At 70.8% G+C, this 16,868-nt stretch carries 15 protein-coding genes and 1 pseudogene; 2 read left to right on the top strand and 14 right to left on the bottom strand.

The window, feature by feature from the left end:
- Positions 1-675 precede the first annotated feature (675 nt).
- The 4 genes from ACLEQD_RS17730 to ACLEQD_RS17715 all read right to left on the bottom strand — a co-directional run bounded on the left by ACLEQD_RS17730 (position 676) and on the right by ACLEQD_RS17715 (position 4,963).
- Complete coding sequence (locus ACLEQD_RS17730; RefSeq protein ID WP_171421454.1) at positions 676-1,299, bottom strand: hypothetical protein; 624 nt, start codon at positions 1,297-1,299, stop codon at positions 676-678.
- Positions 1,300-1,342: 43 nt separating this feature from the next.
- A complete protein-coding gene (locus ACLEQD_RS17725; protein ID WP_410385485.1) occupies positions 1,343-2,152 on the bottom strand; it encodes a hypothetical protein in 810 nt (269 codons plus the stop codon).
- Between the two features lie 107 nt (positions 2,153-2,259).
- Complete coding sequence (locus tag ACLEQD_RS17720; RefSeq protein ID WP_410385483.1) at positions 2,260-4,182, bottom strand: S8 family peptidase; 1,923 nt, start codon at positions 4,180-4,182, stop codon at positions 2,260-2,262.
- Positions 4,183-4,309: 127 nt separating this feature from the next.
- On the bottom strand, positions 4,310-4,963 hold the full coding sequence (locus ACLEQD_RS17715) for a glutathione S-transferase family protein (RefSeq protein ID WP_410385482.1): 654 nt from the start codon (positions 4,961-4,963) through the stop codon (positions 4,310-4,312).
- A gap of 281 nt (positions 4,964-5,244) precedes the next feature.
- Between ACLEQD_RS17715 and ACLEQD_RS17710 the strand changes: the two genes are divergently transcribed.
- A complete protein-coding gene (locus tag ACLEQD_RS17710; RefSeq protein WP_410385480.1) occupies positions 5,245-6,906 on the top strand; it encodes an arylsulfatase in 1,662 nt (553 codons plus the stop codon).
- A gap of 60 nt (positions 6,907-6,966) precedes the next feature.
- Here the strand turns inward: ACLEQD_RS17710 and ACLEQD_RS17705 are convergent, their stop codons facing one another.
- Both ACLEQD_RS17705 and ACLEQD_RS17700 read right to left on the bottom strand, forming a co-directional pair.
- On the bottom strand, positions 6,967-7,347 hold the full coding sequence (locus ACLEQD_RS17705; RefSeq protein WP_410385478.1) for a hypothetical protein: 381 nt from the start codon (positions 7,345-7,347) through the stop codon (positions 6,967-6,969).
- 22 nt (positions 7,348-7,369) lie between these two features.
- Complete coding sequence (locus ACLEQD_RS17700; protein WP_410385476.1) at positions 7,370-7,849, bottom strand: hypothetical protein; 480 nt, start codon at positions 7,847-7,849, stop codon at positions 7,370-7,372.
- Positions 7,850-7,955: 106 nt separating this feature from the next.
- On the opposite strand from ACLEQD_RS17700, the gene ACLEQD_RS17695 reads away from it, so the two are divergent.
- Positions 7,956-8,957, top strand: a complete 1,002-nt coding sequence (locus ACLEQD_RS17695; RefSeq protein WP_410385474.1) for a formylglycine-generating enzyme family protein — start codon at positions 7,956-7,958, stop codon at positions 8,955-8,957.
- A 3-nt stretch (positions 8,958-8,960) separates the two neighbouring features.
- On the opposite strand, the gene ACLEQD_RS17690 is transcribed toward ACLEQD_RS17695, so the two are convergent.
- The 8 genes and pseudogenes from ACLEQD_RS17690 to ACLEQD_RS17655 form a co-directional block, all read right to left on the bottom strand.
- Positions 8,961-10,223, bottom strand: a complete 1,263-nt coding sequence (locus ACLEQD_RS17690) for a threonine/serine exporter ThrE family protein (RefSeq protein WP_410385472.1) — start codon at positions 10,221-10,223, stop codon at positions 8,961-8,963.
- Entirely contained in the window at positions 10,220-11,668 is a 1,449-nt protein-coding gene (locus ACLEQD_RS17685; protein ID WP_410385470.1) for a hypothetical protein, read from the bottom strand. The genes ACLEQD_RS17690 and ACLEQD_RS17685 overlap by 4 nt, the downstream gene beginning before the upstream one ends.
- A 4-nt stretch (positions 11,669-11,672) precedes the next feature.
- Complete coding sequence (locus ACLEQD_RS17680; RefSeq protein ID WP_410385468.1) at positions 11,673-13,430, bottom strand: SulP family inorganic anion transporter; 1,758 nt, start codon at positions 13,428-13,430, stop codon at positions 11,673-11,675.
- Between the two features lie 119 nt (positions 13,431-13,549).
- Complete coding sequence (locus tag ACLEQD_RS17675) at positions 13,550-13,699, bottom strand: hypothetical protein (protein WP_410385466.1); 150 nt, start codon at positions 13,697-13,699, stop codon at positions 13,550-13,552.
- The gene (locus ACLEQD_RS17670) at positions 13,696-14,448 is read right to left on the bottom strand and encodes a bile acid:sodium symporter (protein ID WP_410385464.1); all 753 of its coding nucleotides are present in this window, start codon (positions 14,446-14,448) and stop codon (positions 13,696-13,698) included. Before ACLEQD_RS17670 ends, ACLEQD_RS17675 begins: the two co-directional genes overlap by 4 nt.
- Positions 14,448-15,431 carry an HAD family hydrolase gene (locus ACLEQD_RS17665; protein ID WP_410385462.1) on the bottom strand — a complete coding sequence of 328 codons (984 nt, stop codon included), beginning with the start codon at positions 15,429-15,431 and terminating at the stop codon, positions 14,448-14,450. The genes ACLEQD_RS17670 and ACLEQD_RS17665 overlap by 1 nt, the downstream gene beginning before the upstream one ends.
- A gap of 110 nt (positions 15,432-15,541) precedes the next feature.
- Complete coding sequence (locus ACLEQD_RS17660) at positions 15,542-16,411, bottom strand: neuromedin U (RefSeq protein WP_410385460.1); 870 nt, start codon at positions 16,409-16,411, stop codon at positions 15,542-15,544.
- 277 nt (positions 16,412-16,688) lie between these two features.
- Positions 16,689-16,868, bottom strand: a pseudogene (locus ACLEQD_RS17655) (hypothetical protein); the annotation flags it as partial.

The raw sequence follows: 16,868 nt of genomic DNA, 5'->3' as shown, positions 1-16,868 counted from the left end.
CGCGCGCCGCTACGTCGGCAATCCCTCACGGCACGTCGTTGGCCGGACGGTTACGCTCAAGGCGTGCGATGAGCGCGTGCTGGACCACTTCGCCCCCGTCCCCCAGGAACAGGAATCCCCCGAGGCCGAGTGCCCCCCGGAGTGCCTCCCTGACGCCCCCGCTTCAGCCTCCGCGCAGGACGATGCGCCCGCCGCGGGCCCCTGCGTGGAGGAGCGTGGCCCTGACCCCCTCGCGCCAGCCGCCGGGGCAACGGGAGCGCTCGGCATTGCCCCCCGCCTCCACGAGGGAGCCCTTCCCGTGGAGCCGGACCGCGGGACGCCGCGGATTCCAGCCGCCCCAGGCCTCACTCCCAGCGAGCCGCAGGGTGCGTGCGCCCCTGTGGACGTGACGGGCGCGGCCCCGGGAAACATGTCCGACTGTCGAGCGGGTGGGAGCGCTTCGTCTCAGGAAGAGGAGCCGCTTGCGCGAGGAGAAGCGCAAGGCGAGCGGGCCGCCTCATGGCCCCCGGGGGCCCACCCCCACCACGAGGACGGTGGGCGGTGCGGCTCTGACGCCTCCATGGCCCACACGCCAGAACCCCCCGCTTCATGAGCGGCGACAGCCCTTCGTGCCCACTCGGGCCCATGAGGCTCCGCGCGCCCGCCCTCGAGGCGGAGCGCCCGCGCAGATGGACTTCAGCCTCCGGACTGGCGGCCTTCGATGGCGCACAGGAGCACCGCCGCGGCGATGCCCAGGCGCCGGTCCAGCTGGCGCTGCGTGTCCATGGAGAAGTCGAGGTCGATCTTCTGGATGAACGGGTTGAAGTGCTGCCGGAAGCTGAACACCTGCGCGCCGCCCAGGGTGCCGGTGAAGGTCTGCGGGATGAGGTTGGTGAGGAAGCGCCGTACGAGCGCCAGCAGCATGCTGTCCTCTTCAATCCGTCCCACCTCCTGGCCGTCCACGTCCAGCACCAGCCACGTGTCGCGCAGCATGGAGCTCAGGGCCTTGCGGCGCAGCGCGCCCACCCGCTCGCCCGTGGCCGCGTCGGTGACGTCGTAGGTGGCGCCGAAGTCCAGGATGCTGCGCGCCTGGATGGTGATGAGCTCCTCCTGCATGTCCTCGCCGCTGTAGATGCGCAGGTCCTCCTTCAGCTTGAAGGCCTTCATCTTCGAGTAGAAGGCGACGTTGCCCGCCTCGTCGTAGATGTGGAACGCGCCGCCGAACAGCTTGAAGAACTTGCGGCGGATCATGTAGCGGGACTGGCCGAGGCGCCCGGAGGCGAGCTCGCTCCGGGGACGGGTCTGGAGGGCGGAGGACATGGCCTCCTTCCCTAGCGCGAAGCGGCGCGCGGAACCAGGGGGGCTACTTGATGCCCTGCTTCGCCTTGCTCTCCGCCACGACCTTCGTCGCGGCGGCGTGGATGTTGTCGAACTGGGCGCGGTAGACGTCCGAGTGGCTCTTGCCCGTCTTCGGGTCCGCGACGTTCTGGCGCGCCCAGTAGCTGTCGAAGCTGGGGTCCGCGCCCTCCAGGCGCTTGCCGAAGCGGTCCATCTCCTTGGGCCAGCCCTGGGTGTCGATGCCGTGCTTCATCACGTCATGGTGGCGCTTGATGCCGTCGTACTCGATGCGCTCCATGCTCTTGGCGAAGTTCTCGCGCCGGGCGTTCAGGTCCCCGCCGAAGGCCGACTTGCCCAGCACGGCGTTGAGCTCGTTCTGGAAGGCGTCGCTCGTGACCTTGCTGAACTTCTTCTGCTGCGCGGCGTTGGTGGCCTCGAAGGCCATGACGCTGGCGCGCTTGGGGCCCGTGAGGTCCGGCCGCAGGCCGATCTGGTTGTCCTTCTTGTAGAACATGCCGCCATGGACCTGGTCCTTGGTGACGACGTTGACGGGCTTGCCATCGGACGCCTTCGCCGCGTCGTCCACCAGCGCCGCGTACTTCGGGTTCTTCAGCATCTCCTCGTGCGCCATCTTGTCGTAGACGGCATGCATCGACGGGTCCGTGGGCGGCTTCTGGACCGGCGGCTGCTGCACGGTGTTGGGCCCCTGGGTCCGCTGCTTCTTCAGCGGCGGCCCCTCCACCTCCGGCTTGCGGAGGGAAGAGGTGAGCTCGTCGTGCTTGCGCTTCACCGGAAGCGACGGGCCTGAGCTGAACTTGGAGATTCCGCGGGGCATGAGGGCGCTCCTGAGGGTCTGGAGGAACTGGAAGCGCAGGATAACGCCCGCCATGGCCCGGTGAACACGCCGCGTCACGCACGGCGTGTCCGAACTTCCAACATCCATCAGTAACAGAGGTAGTTGTCGTTCCAGGCGTGGGGGTCCGAGGCCTCGTGGATGAGCGTGCACAGCTTGCCCGGGATGGGGCCCGACTGCGACCACGACAGCTGCAGCGGGCTGCTGGTGGGCACGCAGAGGTAGTTGTCGTTCCACGTGTGGGAAGCGGGCTCGGAGTCCTCGTAGACCTGCGTGCAGCGCATGCCGGCGATGGGGCCCGCGCTGCTCCACGCGAAGCCCTGGTTCACCGTGGAGCACAGGAAGTTGTCGTTCCACGTGTCCGGGTCCGCCCCCTCATGCACCTGGGTGCAGTATCGGCCGGCGATGGGGCCCGCCGAGGACCAGGTGATGTCCGGCATGCTCTGGATGGCCTGGCGCAGGTTGGGCAGCCGGCCGATGTTGCGCGCATCCGCCGCCTGCGCCGTGCCCGTGCTGGCCAGCAGGCCGCGCACGTAGCGCGGGTCGAGCGCGCCCGTGCCGCGCGCACGCGCCACGCCCTGGAGGCTCAGCGCCGAGCCGGTGACGATGGGCGACGCGCTGGACGTGCCGCTGAAGGAGCCCGTGTAGTACTGGTCCTCGCCGTAGGCGGAGCCGAACAGGTCGCCGTAGCCCATGGACGCCACGCGCTCACCCCAGCCGTGCACGTCCACGCGCGAGCCGAAGTTCGTCCAGCACATGGGGACGCGCGTGGTGGCGGTGCTCGCGCCCACCACGATGGCGCCCGAGTCGCGCACGCCGCGGTTGAAGACGCCGCCGTACGCGGCCTCGTCCAGGTTGGCGCTGCCGTTGCCCGCCGCCTCCACCACGGTGACGCCGTTGGCGGTGGCCGTGGCGATGGCGTCGTAGTTGGCCTGCCAGTACTCCATCGCGATGTAGTTGCACTGGCCCTGGTTGCAGGTACAGGGCGTGCTGTCCGCCGGCCCCTGCGCGTGCAGTTCAATCAGGATGACGCCGCCGCGTCCCACCGCCGACGCCGCGTTGGCGATGGCGGCGGCGGTGCCCTGCGAGGCCGCCGACACGCCCACCGTCGCGCCGTGCGCGATGCCCGTCACGCCGTAGCCGTTGGCCGTGCCCGCGATTTCACCCAGCACCGCGGTGCCGTGGTTGCGCCAGCCCAGGTCGTTGTACTGCGCGCCCAGCTGGGTGAAGAGGCCCGGCATGTCCTCGTGCGTGGTGCGCCAGCCGCCCTCGATGTCCACGAAGCGGATGCCCGCGCCGTTGCCACCGGCCACGCCCCAGGCATAGCGCGCGTCCACGCCGCTGGGGGCCGCGTTGAGGTAGCCCTGGTTGCCCTCGTACAGCGGCGTCGTGGGGGCGATGTCCGCGGCGGCGAGCAGGCTGCGCAGCGCGGGCTCCATGCCGAAGTTCACCATGGCCGGCTCCGCGGGAGGCTCCGCGTACGCCACCTCCACGCTGTCCAGCGCGTTGAGCGCGGCGACGAGCTCCGCCACGCGCTCCGCGGTGGTGCCCGGCACGAGCGGCACCGCGTAGTACAGGTCGAGGTCCGCCAGCTGGCGGCCGCTCTCGGACTCGCCCAGCACCTTGCGGGCCTCCAGCGAGGCCTCGTCGTCGGTGAAGAGGCGGCGGAGGGAGGAGGCCCGGGGCGCGCGCTCCAGCAGGGCCTGCGCGGCCTTCACGTCACCGTCGAGCCGGGCCTCGGAGAGCCCCCGCCCGGCGAGCAGCGAGCGCTCGGCCCCGGAGCGCTCCGCCGCGAGCACGCGCAGCGCATTGCCCCGCAGGCGCACGCGGCTGCCCTCGTGGAACTTCACCACCAGGCGCTCCACGGGCGTGCCCGACGGCAGCGCCTTCTGGAGGCGCTTGTCGGCGGCGACGCGGGGCAGCGGCTCCTGAGATGCGGCGAAGGCGGTGGTGCACAGCGTGAGCCCGACGAGCGCGCCCGTCAGGCGGGATGCGAGACGTGAAGGAGACATCCGGTTCTCCCGGTGTGGAAGGGAACGTCCTCGACGCAGTCACCGGGCACGGCGCCCGGTGACTCCGCCAGCCCTCCACCCTAGAATACCGGTCTGACAAGAAATACAGCTAAAGACCGCCCAGACCTCAGGACCCGCGCGGCCTCGAGTCCTGGAACGCGCTCATCTGCGCGGCCAGCGCGCGCTGGAACGCGGGCCGTGCCTCGCAGCGTTCCTTGTAGGCCTGGAGCGTGGGATGGGCGTCGAGCACGTCGGTGTGCCGCAGGATGCGCAGCACCGTGGTCATCATCAGGTCGCCCACGGTGAAGCGATCCTCCAGGTACGGGCGGTCTCCCAGCCACGTGGCCAGTTCGCCCAGGCGCTGGTGGATGCGCTTCACCACGTCGGGCCGGTGGAGCTTCGCCCACTCGGCGTCCGGGACGAAGAGGTCGATCTCCGCGAGCTGCTGGAGGTAAATCTCCAGCGAGTTCAGCGCCGCGAACAACCACGAGCGCGCCCGCGCCCGGCCCGACTCGTCCGTGGGGAGGAGCACGTCGCTCTTCAACGCGAGGTGCACCAGGATGGCGCCCGACTCGAAGAGGGACAGGCCGTCCTCCTCGAACACGGGCACCTGCCCGAAGGGCTGCTGCATGCGGTAGTCGGCCGACCGCTGGACGTCGCCATCGATGAGCCTCGCCTGATACGGCAGGCCCGCCTCCTCCAGCGCCCACCGCACCCGGAGGTCTCGCACCAGGCCCTGCGCGAACGGCGGCACCCACTTGAAAGCACTGACGGTGATCATGCCCGGCAGCCTCGCGGCACTCCGGCAGGCATGACCAGCGTCATCTGAAACGCATGTCCGCCCGGAGGCCCCTGCCCGGAGGACGATGCCCGTGTCGGGCCGGGTGGCCATCTGGTGCGCATGGGAGACGAAGCGCGCCGGGGCTCCGCACGGAGCCACACCTCGTGGCCCACCCGACGCGGGAGGCCGGACCTGCCTTCCGCCCCCCCCGCCCGCCCCCGGCCGCGGGAACGATGCCCGGACCGGCCCCCCGTGGGCACCTCGTGCCCAGGAGGTGGCGAATGGCAAGCAAGGCGAAGCCCTCGGGCAACGGACATGGCAATGGCAAGCAGGCGAAGCAGCCCAACATCCTGGTCATCTGGGGAGATGACATCGGCCTCTGGAACATCAGCGCCTACAACCAGGGGATGATGGGCTACCGCACGCCCAACATCGACCGCATCGCGAAGGAAGGCGCGCTGATGACGGACTGCTACGGCCAGCAGAGCTGCACCGCGGGCCGCGCGGCGTTCATCACGGGCATGAACCCGCTGCGCACGGGGCTCACCACCATTGGCATGCCGGGCGCGAAGTACGGCCTGCAGGACTCCGACCCCACCCTCGCGGAGATGCTCAAGCCGCTGGGCTACACCTGCGGCCAGTTCGGCAAGAACCACCTGGGCGACTCCAATCCCTACCTGCCCACGAACCACGGCTTCGACGAGTTCTTCGGCAACCTCTACCACCTGAACGCGGAGTGCGAGCCGGAGTGCCCCGACTACCCGAAGGATCCGGCCTTCAAGGCGCGCTTCGGGCCTCGCGGCGTGCTGCACAGCTGGGCCACGGACCGCCAGGACGTCACCGAGGACCCGCGCTGGGGCGTCGTGGGCAGGCAGCGCATCGAGGACACCGGTCCGCTCACCAAGAAGCGCATGGAGACGGTGGACGGCGAGTTCCTGAAGGGGGCGCTGGACTTCATGGAGCGCGCGGTGAAGGACGGCAAGCCATTCTTCCTCTGGCACAACACCACGCGCACCCACGTCTTCACGTACCTCCAGGAGAAGTACCGCAACGTCACGGGCTACGGCCTCTACGCGGACGCGATGCGGGAGCTGGACGACATCGTCGGGGCGATGCTGGCCAAGCTGGACGAGCTGGGCATCGCGGACAACACCGTGGTGGTGTTCTCCACGGACAACGGCGTGGAGAAGATGGGCTGGCCGGACGGCGGCAACAGCCCGTTCCGCGGGGAGAAGGGGTCGACGTGGGAGGGCGGCGTGCGGGTGCCGTGCGCGGTGCGCTGGCCGGGCGTGGTGGAGCCGGGGCGCGTCATCAACGACATCTTCGCGCACGAGGACTGGATGCCCACGCTGGTGGCGGCCGCGGGCGGCCCTCCGGACCTCGTGGAGAAGTGCAAGCAGGGCTACAAGGTGGGGGACAAGACCTTCAAGGTCCACCTGGACGGGTACGACCAGCGGGGGCTGCTGGCGGGCACGGAGGAGGGGCGCCGGCACGAGTTCATCTACGTGCTGGACAGCGGCAACCTCGCGGCGGTCCGGTACAAGGACTGGAAGATCATCTTCAGCTACCAGGACGGTGAAGGCCCGGACATGTGGTTCAGCGGCAAGCGCTTCAACCCGGCGTGGCCCTACCTCATCAACCTGCGCTCGGACCCGTTCGAGTACGCGACGCACTCCGGCCTCTACACGCAGTGGTACGGCGAGCGCATGTTCACGTTCGTTCCCGCGCAGATGCTGGTGAAGCAGTTCGCGGAGAGCCTCATCGAGTTCCTGCCCAGCCAGGCCCCGGGCAGCCTGAGCATCGGGCCGATGAAGGAGCGCGTGAAACAGAAGATGGCGGAGGCGAGGAAGCAGAAGGAGGAGCCCAGCGTCAGCGACCAGGTCCTGTCCCTGGCCAACGAGGTGGAGCAGTTCATCCACCGCTTCCAGCAATCCCATACGTAGCCCACGCCACCGCCACCGTCGGAGGGAACATCGACGGCGGTGGCGGTGGGTCCCGACCCGCTACTTCGGCTCAGGAGGCCCCAGTTCTTCCGGAAGGGGCGTCCTGAGGAACTTCAGGCCCCTGGGCAACCGGATGACCTGGAAGCCCTGGCCGTCAATCCTGACGAGCGCACCATCGACGGCCTCTCCACTGGCCAGCCACGAATCCGCATCCGCCTGGGTCGCGAACTCTCTCGCGATGGGGACCTGCGCCGATGGGTCGGAGAACTCCCGATGGTACTCAAGAAATCCGTCAAGCTTCTTGAGCCGGCGGAGATAGAGCAAGGAGACAGCCGCGAGTTGGACCGCGGCCTCTTCCCTGGAACCGGGCGGGTAGCTCTTGCTCACGGCCTCCAGGATTCTCAGCGTCGACTCCATTTCGAACTCTTTGGAAGCGGTCATGGCCTCGTCCTGTCCGCGGTCACTAGAGCGCAAGCGGGGCGAGAATCAACGCCCCTGAGCCGCCAGTGGCGACGACGAACGCCACGCCCGCGATGATGACGACAGTTCCCAGCGCCAGCTCCGAGCGGTGCGACCTCAACCAGTCCAGCGCCCCCTCCAGGTCCGAGAACCGAAGCTCCGAGACGCCGCCCTTCCCTGCCGCCCGCTCCAGGTCCTCGATGCAATCCATGTAGCGGGCGCGGCACTCCTCCGTGCAGTACTCATGGTGCTTGCCGGAGCCCCACTTGATGCTTGTCAGCGGCGGCGCCGAGTTCCAGCATCGATCGAAGCACGCGACATGCTCGGCGTCACAGTCGCGTCCGCCAGCGCCGCCGACGCCCCCTGCATCTTCCGCGATGAGGTAGACACTCCGCTCCGGCTTCTGGGCATGAGAGCACCCGCCAGAAACAGCCGCGGAGAGCAGGACCCACGCGCCAATCACTCTTCGGGCGCTTCTGGCCATCCAGGCTCCAATCCGCACGTCGACGTGCTGACACCCTACCCGGCCCCCGGTGCGAGTGTCATTCGGGGCGCCGGGCCGGATGTTCTCCGTTGGAGGACTTCCCGCCATGCACCGCAACGACAGCCGCGACGCCACGCCCGACGTGGAGCCCACCGACACCGCCGCGCGCCCGGGCCGCGCTCCGTTCCCGGACATGGTGTGGGTTCCCGGCGGCACGTACTGGATGGGCTCCGACCATCACTATCCCGAAGAGGCCCCCGCGCATCAGGTCACCGTCTCCGGCTTCTGGATGGACCGCTTCACCGTGACGAACGAACAGTTCGCCCGCTTCGTCGAGGCCACCGGCTACGTCACCGTCGCCCAGCGCCCGCTCAATCCCGCGGACTACCCCGGCGCCACGCCGGAGTCGCTCGTCCCCGGCTCGCTCGTGTTCCAGAAGGCCCGGGGCCCCGTGGACCTGGGCAACGTGGCCAACTGGTGGAGCTACGTCCCCGACGCCTGCTGGAAACACCCCGAAGGGCGCCGCTCCTCCGTGAAGCACCGCCGCGACCACCCCGTCGTCCACATCGCCTTCGAGGACGCGGAGGCCTATGCCACCTGGGCCGGCAAGGCCCTCCCCACCGAGGCGGAATGGGAGCGCGCCGCGCGCGGCGGCCTGGACCGCAACGAGTTCTGCTGGGGCAATGACTTCACCCCCAACGGCGAACACCTGGCCAACACCTGGCAGGGCTACTTCCCGTGGCAGAACCTCCGCGAGGACGGCCACGAGGGCACCTGCCCCGTCGGCGCCTTTCCTCCCAATGGCTATGGCCTCCATGAGATGGCCGGCAACGTCTGGGAATGGACCACCGACTGGTACCAGGAGCGCCACCAGGGAAACAAAGGCAAGGCGTGCTGCATCCCCGTCAACCCGCGCGGCCCCGTCACGGCCCAGGGCAGCCAGGACCCCTCCACGCCCGCCGTCACCCTCCCACGCCGCGTCCTCAAGGGCGGCAGCCACCTGTGCGCGCCCAACTACTGCCGCCGCTACCGGCCCGCGGCGCGCTCGCCCCAGGCCGTGGACAGCGGCGCCAGCCACATCGGCTTCCGCTGCATCGTGCGCCCGTAGCCGCTACGCACGGCGGGCGTCGCGCTCCCCGGAGATGCGCGGCGGCACCACCACCGTGGCGAACACCACCCCCAGCACCAGCTGCAGCGCCACCAGCAGCACGTTGAACAGCCGGGCGTCCTCCACGCCCGCGCGGCCCGCGCCGAGCAGCGAGAGGATGGCCTCCGTGCCGATGAAGCCCGGCGCCAGTTGCAACATGCCCGGCATGATGACCGTCATGGACATCCGCTGCTTCCCGCGCCCGTAGAGCAGCCCCACCACCCCCAGCACGAACGCGGCCACCAGCGGGCTGCCCGGGTCCCCGAACAGCACCTTCGTCGCCGCCTGCGCCCCGTAGGCCGTCAGCACCCCGACGACAATCCACGCCACGTCGCGCGGCCGCCCCGACATGCACACCGACAGCGCCACGCCCCCCACCGCGACCAGGAGCAACGTCAGGAGCGGTGGCAGCGCGTGCGGCTCGAAGTGCGGCGGCAGCGCCCAGAAGAAGCCCCACAGCGTCCCCGCCGCCGCGAAGCCCACGCCCAGCATCAGGAAGCGCAGGAGCCCGTACGTCAGCCGGGGCAGCCCCGCCTCCACCGCCTCCATGGCCAGCTCCAGCGAGCCCAGCGTCACCACCATCGCGGGCACCAGCAGCGTCGCCCCGCCGAACAGCGCCCGCACCGCGTTGAAGGGCGGCAGGAGGAACGTGAACCCCAACGCCACCCACGTCCCCAGGAACGCGGCCAGGAAGCTCTTCAGGAGGTCCAACCGCTGCGAGTGCAGCGTGCCGAAGTGGATGGCGCCCGCGACGACGCCCACGAAGAAGGCCACGAGCAGCTCCAGCCAGCCCCCGCCCACCCGCGCCGCCACCGCCGCGCCGTAGACGCCGTACGCCAGGTACACGAGCCACTCCGGGTAGGGCGCGCGCGAGGCCTGGATGCGCTCCAGCTCCGCGCGGGCCTCGGGCAGCCGCACGCGCCCTTCGGGGATGGCGTCCGCCAGCCGCAGCAGCGCCGCGGCCCGGCCCAGGTTCCAGTGCGGGTTGAAGGGCAGCCGCGCGAAGGCCACGCGCGAGCGGCGGGGGGACATCACCTCCGTCAACGCCAGGCTCTGGAGCGTGAAGACCTCCACGTCCAGCCCCCACGCCTTCGCCGCCCGGCGCACGCGGTCCTCCACCAGCAACGACGGCTGGTAGGCCAGGTGCAGGGCCTTCGCCAGGTCCAGCAGGAAGCGGGAGGCCGCCGCTTCGTCCAGCACGCGGTCCGCGTCGGGCGTGGCGGTCACGGAGACTCCGCGTCCGGGGCCGCTTCCTCGCCGGCCTTGTCGCCCGGGCCCCGCGTGTCCTTGAAGGAGAAGCTGGCGCCCACCAGCAGCGTCACCTGGAAGTAGCGGACGTCCTGGGTGCTCATGGAGGAGGTCAGGCCCAGCTGCTGGAGCGTGTCCGCGAACCGGTCGGTCTGCTTGCTTCCCCACGCCAGGTTGCCGCCGAACGTGAAGCGCGAGCGGCCCAGGAGGAAGTGGATGCCCGAGGCGACGTGGTACAGGTCCCAGCCCCCGAGCAGCGCGTTCGTCCCCGGCGTCTGGTCCAACGCGCTGAAGTCCGTGTGCCCGCTCAGGTACGCCCGCACCCGCTCCCCCAGCGGGTGCTCGACGCCCAGCGCCCCGTTCAGCACCGGCTTGAGCGCGAAGGCGTAGTCCCCGTCGATGACCTCCGGGGAGTCGCGCGGCATGATGGGCTCGGTGTCCAGCAGCGTGACGGTGGAGACGCGCGCGTAGCCCTCCAGGGACGCGTACACCGTGGTCGAGCCGAAGCTCCGGCTGGCCCCGAGCGCCGCGCCCCAGGAGTTGCGGAAGTCCGCCGGCAGGTCCTCCTGGTAGTTGAACACGGGCGCGCGCGCGTTCGTGTCGAACCCCTGGGACTGGACGGCGCGCTCGAGCCCCGCGGAGCCCCGGCCCCAGAGGGCCACGCTGGGCGTCGTCACGGCGAGCCCCACGGCCCAGGGGCCGTGCTGGTAGCTGGCCCCCACCTTCAACAACACGCGGACGTGGTCGAGCTCCAGGTCGCGGCCCAGGGTCGCCAGCAGCTGCTGGCCGGCGGCACCGGAGCCCTGCGCGAGCGTCTGGAAGCGCAGCTCGTGGTGCCGGGATGCGACGAAGGGGGTCAACCCCAGGCCCAGGTGCTCCGTGACGGGGTAGGCCCAGGAGAGGCCCGTCCAGTACTCGCTCACGGACTGGTCCAGGCGCACGTCCGAGGACAGCGAGTCCATGCCCCGCACCCCGGCCAGGTCCATGCCCATCCGCGTGCCGCGCGTCTGGAGGCTGTACTCGAAGCCCTGGCGCGTGAGCAGCGAGTAGGCCATCCGGGACTTGCCCAGGAACCCGAAGCGCAGCGAGCCCGCGATCAACGACGGCAGCACGTCCACGTTGGAGTCGGCCAGGCCCCTTCCCTGGCCCTGCCCGTCCTTCACGTTCACGTGCGTGTACTCGTACACGCTGCCGGTGAGCTCCAGCTCCGGCGCGCCCAGCAGCGCGAGCGCGCCGGGGTTGTAATAGACGGCGCTGATGTCCCGCGGGTCGCCCACGAAGGCGCCCCCCAGCAGCCACGCCCGGTTGCCGAACTGCCGCGTGGTGTAGTGCGCGTCCTGCGCCAGCGCCGTCACGGACATCAGCAGCCCCAGCACCGCGCCCGTCACCGCGCCACCTCGGGCCCTGGATTGGATTGGCGTCATGGCGTCAGTGCACCTGGGGTGAGGGGACGGGCTCGCCGTCCGGGGAGGTCCGCACGCCGTCTCGCGTTTCCAGGTAGGCGCGCACGGCCGCGCCCACCGTGGGGAAGAGCAGGTCCTGTCCAATCCGCGCGGCCAGCCCGGAGCGCTTCAGCACCCGGCGCATCGGCGCGCGCGCCTGGGCCACGGCGAAGACGATGCCTTCCTCCGTGAGCTCGTGATGCACCTTGTCCAGGCTCTCCGCGGCGGTGATGTCCAGGTCGAACACGGAGGAGGCGTCCAGCACGAACCAGCGCACCGGCTGGCGTGAGTCCGCCACCAACCGGCGCACCTGTTCGCGCAGGAAGCGGGCGTTGGCGAAGAAGAGGGGCGCGTCGAAGCGGTAGACGACGAGGCCGGGGAGGGTCTCCGCGTCCGCGTGGCCCTCCACGTCGTGCCAGCCGGGCATGCCCTCGCGCTCGCCCAGGACGGCGTCATGCGGGTGCGCCGCGCGGCGGATGAGGTCCACCAGCGCCAGCGCCACCGCGATGAGGATGCCCTGGAGGATGCCCAGGAAGAGCACGCCCAGCGTCGTCACCACCGCGAGCACCGCCTCCACCGGCCGCACGCGCCACAGCACGAGCAGGGGCTTCACCTCCAGCAGGTACACCGCCGCGACGATGACGATGGCCCCCAGCGTCACCAGGGGCAGCTGGGAGAGCAGCGGCGTGAGGAACAGCGAGAACACCAGCACCACCCCCGCCGCGCCCACGCCGACAAGCTGCGTGCGCCCCTTCATGGACGCGTTGACCGCCGTGCGCGAGTCGCTGCCCGACACCGGGAAGCCCTGCGTGAGGCCGGTGAGCAGGTTGGCCGCCGCCTGTCCGAAGAACTCCTGGTGGGTGTCCAGCCGGTAGCCGAAGCGGTCCGCGTAGATGCGGCCCGTGAGCACGGAGCTGGCGTAGTTCACCAGCGCGAGGCTGAAGGCCGCCGGCAAGAGCGCGCGCACGTCCTCGAAGTGGATGGCGGGCAGGCCGAAGGCGGGCGCCGACGCGGCGATGGACCCCACCACCTTCACGCCGCCGTGCTCCAGCTGGAAGCCCCAGGCCGCCAGCGAGGTGAGCGCCACCATCACCAGCGGCGCGGGCCAGCGCGGCAGGTAGCGGCGCATGGCCACGAGCGCCGCGGCGATGCCCAGTCCCAAGAGGAGCGTGGGCACGTGCGTGCGGCTCACGTTCGCCGCCACCTCGTGGAGCTGCCCCGCGAACGCGTTCGACTTGCGCTCCAGCCCGAACATCCGGGCCAGCTGGCTGCCGATGATGATGAGCGCCGCGCCGTTGACGTAGCCGATGAGGATGGGCCGCGACAGGAAGTCCGCCAGCGCCCCCGCGCGGAACAGCCCGCCCAGCAGGCTCACCCCGCCCACCATCAACGCGAGCAGCGCCGCCAGGGACGCCAGCCGCTCCGGCCCGCCGCTCCCCACCACCGGGGCCAGCGCCGTCGCGGTGAGGATGGCCGCGCTCGCCTCCGGCCCCAGCAGCAGGTGGCGCGACGGGCCGAACAGCGCATAGGCCAGCATCGCGAAGACGCCCGCGTACAGCCCCGCCACGGGGCGCACGCCGACGATCTGCGCGTAGGCCAGCCCCTGGGGGATGAGCATCGCGCCCACGGTGAGCGCGGCCAGCACGTCCGCGCGCAGCCAGCGCCGCTCGTACGTCCGCGCCTGCTCGACGCCCGGGAGCACCCGGCTCAGGACCTGACCGGCCGTGGCCGCGGTGCGCATCATGACCCTCCCCCCTTGCGTGTGCCTGGCCTCCCGGACGCAAGGAAGGGTGGAGGCGCCCGGGCCCCGCGGCATCACCCACCCGGGTGCGTTGCGCGCATCGGCTCCCGGACAGGACGGGGCTACGGGTTCGCGGAGGCCCGCCTGCCCGGCGGCGGCGGCCCGCCTCCGCGCTCGGACGCCTGGTGGCGCGGGTTCCAGAGCAGGTACGGCACCATGGCCAGGGTGCGGATCAGGAGGTACAGCCCCATGACGCCCAGCAGGCTCTTCATGGGATAGGTGGTGCCGCCCAGGCAGAAGGCGAACGCGGGGTTGCCGAAGACGGCGGAGATGGCCAGCGACGTGCGGTCCCCGGGATGGGCCGGCCCGCCACGTGTCCCAGGGCCATGGAGCCCAGCGTCACCACCACCATCGCGACGAGCCCCCAGAGGCGGAGGTCCTTCAGCAGCGGGTAGCTGGCGGCGAGCAGCGCCAGCGCTGCCACGGTCAGGGCGACGTTGAAGTAGACCTTCACCGGCTTGCGCAGCCGGCGCGCCCAGACGGGCGACAGCTTCTGGAGGCCGATGCCCAGGGCGAAGGGCACGAGGAACGGGAGGATGACCTTCGACAGGAGCACCCGGTACGGCGGCGGCTGGATGGCCAGGGGAAGCAGCTGGCCCAGCAGCTTCAGCGACAGCGGCATCATCACGACGGCGACGAGCGACAGGGTGATGGACAGCGCCAGGGCCAGCGGGAGGTTGCCCTTCTGCTTGGAGACGACGTTGAGCGCCATGGGCAGCCCCGGGCAGAACGCCATCACCGCGATGACCCCCGCCGCGACCGGGGGCACGGGCAGCACCTTCACGACGATGAGGGACAGCAGCGGCACGCCGACGAGGCACACGCCCAGGCCCCGCGCGAACGCCAGCTGCCGCACGCCCTGCCCCAGGTCCGCCAGGTGCCACGACAGGCCCTGCGACAGCCCGAGCGCGACGATGAAGGTGGAGATCATCAGCCCGACGAGGGTTTGCAAGACATCCATCACCGCTCCTCCGGGAAGATGCGCTTCCAGTCCTGGCGCATGCTGACCACGGTCCAGCCGCCCTCGCGCGCGGCCTTCAGCGACGCGCCGTTCTTCTCCGCGTAGGCGAACTCGCGGTCGGCGTCGTCGTGGTTGATGAGCAGGGCGAAGCCCGGGCGCGGCTGCTCGTGCGTGTACTGGAGCATCGGGATGTCGCCGCCCGAGCGCACGTTGCCCGCCGCGAACACGGGCCGCCGCCCGATGTGCTGCTCGATCCCCACCGGCTTGCCCGCCTTGTCGTTGAGGTGGTCCAGCCGGGCCTCGCGCCGCAGCACCGGGTGGCCGTCGCCTTCGTCGAACCGCTCCTGGAGGCTGCTGCCGATGACCTGCTGGGGCGGGATGCCGTAGGTGTCCTCGGAGATGACGCGCATGAAGTCCATGCCGCCGCCCGAGGAGATCCACGTCTGGAAGCCGTTGGCGCGCAGGTACTGGAGCAGCTCCAGCATGGGCGCGTAGGCCAGCTGCGTGTACGGCACGCCCAGCTTCGGGTGGCGGGCGGTCTGGAAGAAGGCGCGGGCCTCGCGGGCGAACTCCTCCTGCGTCCTGCCGCCTTGGGTGGCCGCGAACAGCTCCATCCACTGGGGCTCGTCCATGGTGGACAGCAGGGCCACGTCGCCCTCCAGCACGGCCTTGAAGGGCTGCCGCTTCGCGAGCGACGCATCCTCCTTCACGCGGGCCTTGACCTGCTCCAGCAGGAAGGCGCCCTGCACGACGGGCTGCTCCTGCCAGAGCGTGCCGTCGTTGTCGAAGGTGGCGATGCGCTCCTCCGGCGGGATGTAGCCGGGGCCGCCCTCGGTGGTGGCGCGGGTGACGAAGCCGATGATGGCCTGCTTCGCCGGGCCGTCGTTCCAGGACGGCAGCGGATCCGCCGCCAGCGCTTGCAGGGGGACCGCGACCAGCAGCGCGAGCGCCCAGGCGGGTTGCTTCCACGTGCGTCGCCTCACGGCTGCCTCCTGTCCCGGCGCAATCCCAGACATCAGGAGGGTGGGAACGAAGAGGCACCTCCACAACGCGGCGTGGGGGGCGCGGGAGGAGGGCCCGCTGCGGCTGGCTGTCAGTGGGGTGGCGGCGGTGCCTGCTTGGGTTTGTTCTGTGGGAACAGGAAGGAGAGCTGGGCGCGGAGCTGCCAGTCGGGTGCGGCGTCGGGACGCACGGCGTTCCAGTACGCGCTCACGGAGCCATTGAGGGGCTGGCGGCCCAGCTTGAAGACCTTGCCCACGCCCGCGCCGAAGGGGATGACCCAGCGGTCGCGGTCCGCCTCCCAGTTCGCGGTGAGGATGGGCGCGGACGTGAGGTACCAGCCCTTGGGCAGGTTGTAGTTGATGAAGTACTGGAGCAGCAGCTGGTTGACGGCCGGCCGGTCGCCATCACCGAAGACGGACCAGACGTTGTTGGCCAGCACGCCGAAGGTCCACGGGTCCGGCTGGAGGAGGAGCACGGCGGAGGGGCCCACGCTCCACTTGCCGGTGCCCAGCACGTCCGCGGTCGCGGTGGGCAGCAGCAGCGCGGGGCCCACGCCCCAGATGAGCGCGCCGGGCTCGCGAGGCGAGAGGAAGAACGTGGCGGACGTGTCCCCCAGCCCGAAGGTCCCGCCCGAGTCCGCGGTCACGTCCGGCTGCCAGGTGAGCGGCAGGATGACGCGGTTGATGAGCGACCAGCGCGAGGTGAGCTTCACCGGGATGACGGGCTGGATGTTGAGGGTGTTGCGCGCGCGGTCGAACGGGCCGATGCCCAGGTCCAGGTTGTCCTGGAACGGCACGCTGATGAGGTCGGCCACGGGGTTCTGGGTGGCCTTGGCCAGGTCCTGCTCGGAGGCTCCCGCGCCGCTGGCGGGAGCCTCCGTCGTTTGCGCGAAGGAGGAAACGGCGCAGCACAGGCCCCCCACGAGCCCCAGCAGCCAACCGCCTGTCCGGGCTCCCGCCATGTGTCCTCCACCGCCTGTGCCGCGCCCGGGACTGAAGCTGGTGAGGAAGTGGAGGCCGTCGCCACGGGCCCCGGGTCTCACGCCTCTGTCCGCTGACCGGGGGCCACCGCCTGCTCACCCTCCCATGTCCAACGTCACGACGGTCCGCACACCGCCACAGCCGGACAGCACGACCAGCAGAAAGACCCACCACCCACGTGGAAGCATTCGGAGCACCCCGTCGGCTCCATAGCGCGAACCAGGAATGAGCGAGGAACGCACGCCGTGGCAAGCGACGTCAGGCGTGGCGCCAGCGCGAGGACAGCACCGTCAGGGCCACGAGCGCACTGCCTGCTCCCGCGAGCGCCATCAGGGGCCGGCGCAGCCGCGCGCTCAGGGCGTCCAGCGCTCCGGCCGTGACGTCCCGGCTCGTGCGCCGCACCAGGTCCTGGTTGCGCGGCGCCTCCCGCCAGCGGAG

The organism is Corallococcus sp. 4LFB, assembly GCF_046520365.1.
Lineage (GTDB): Bacteria > Myxococcota > Myxococcia > Myxococcales > Myxococcaceae > Corallococcus > Corallococcus caeni.
The sequence above is the reverse complement of the archived record's forward strand: the minus strand, read 5'-3'. Positions and strand labels throughout refer to the sequence as shown.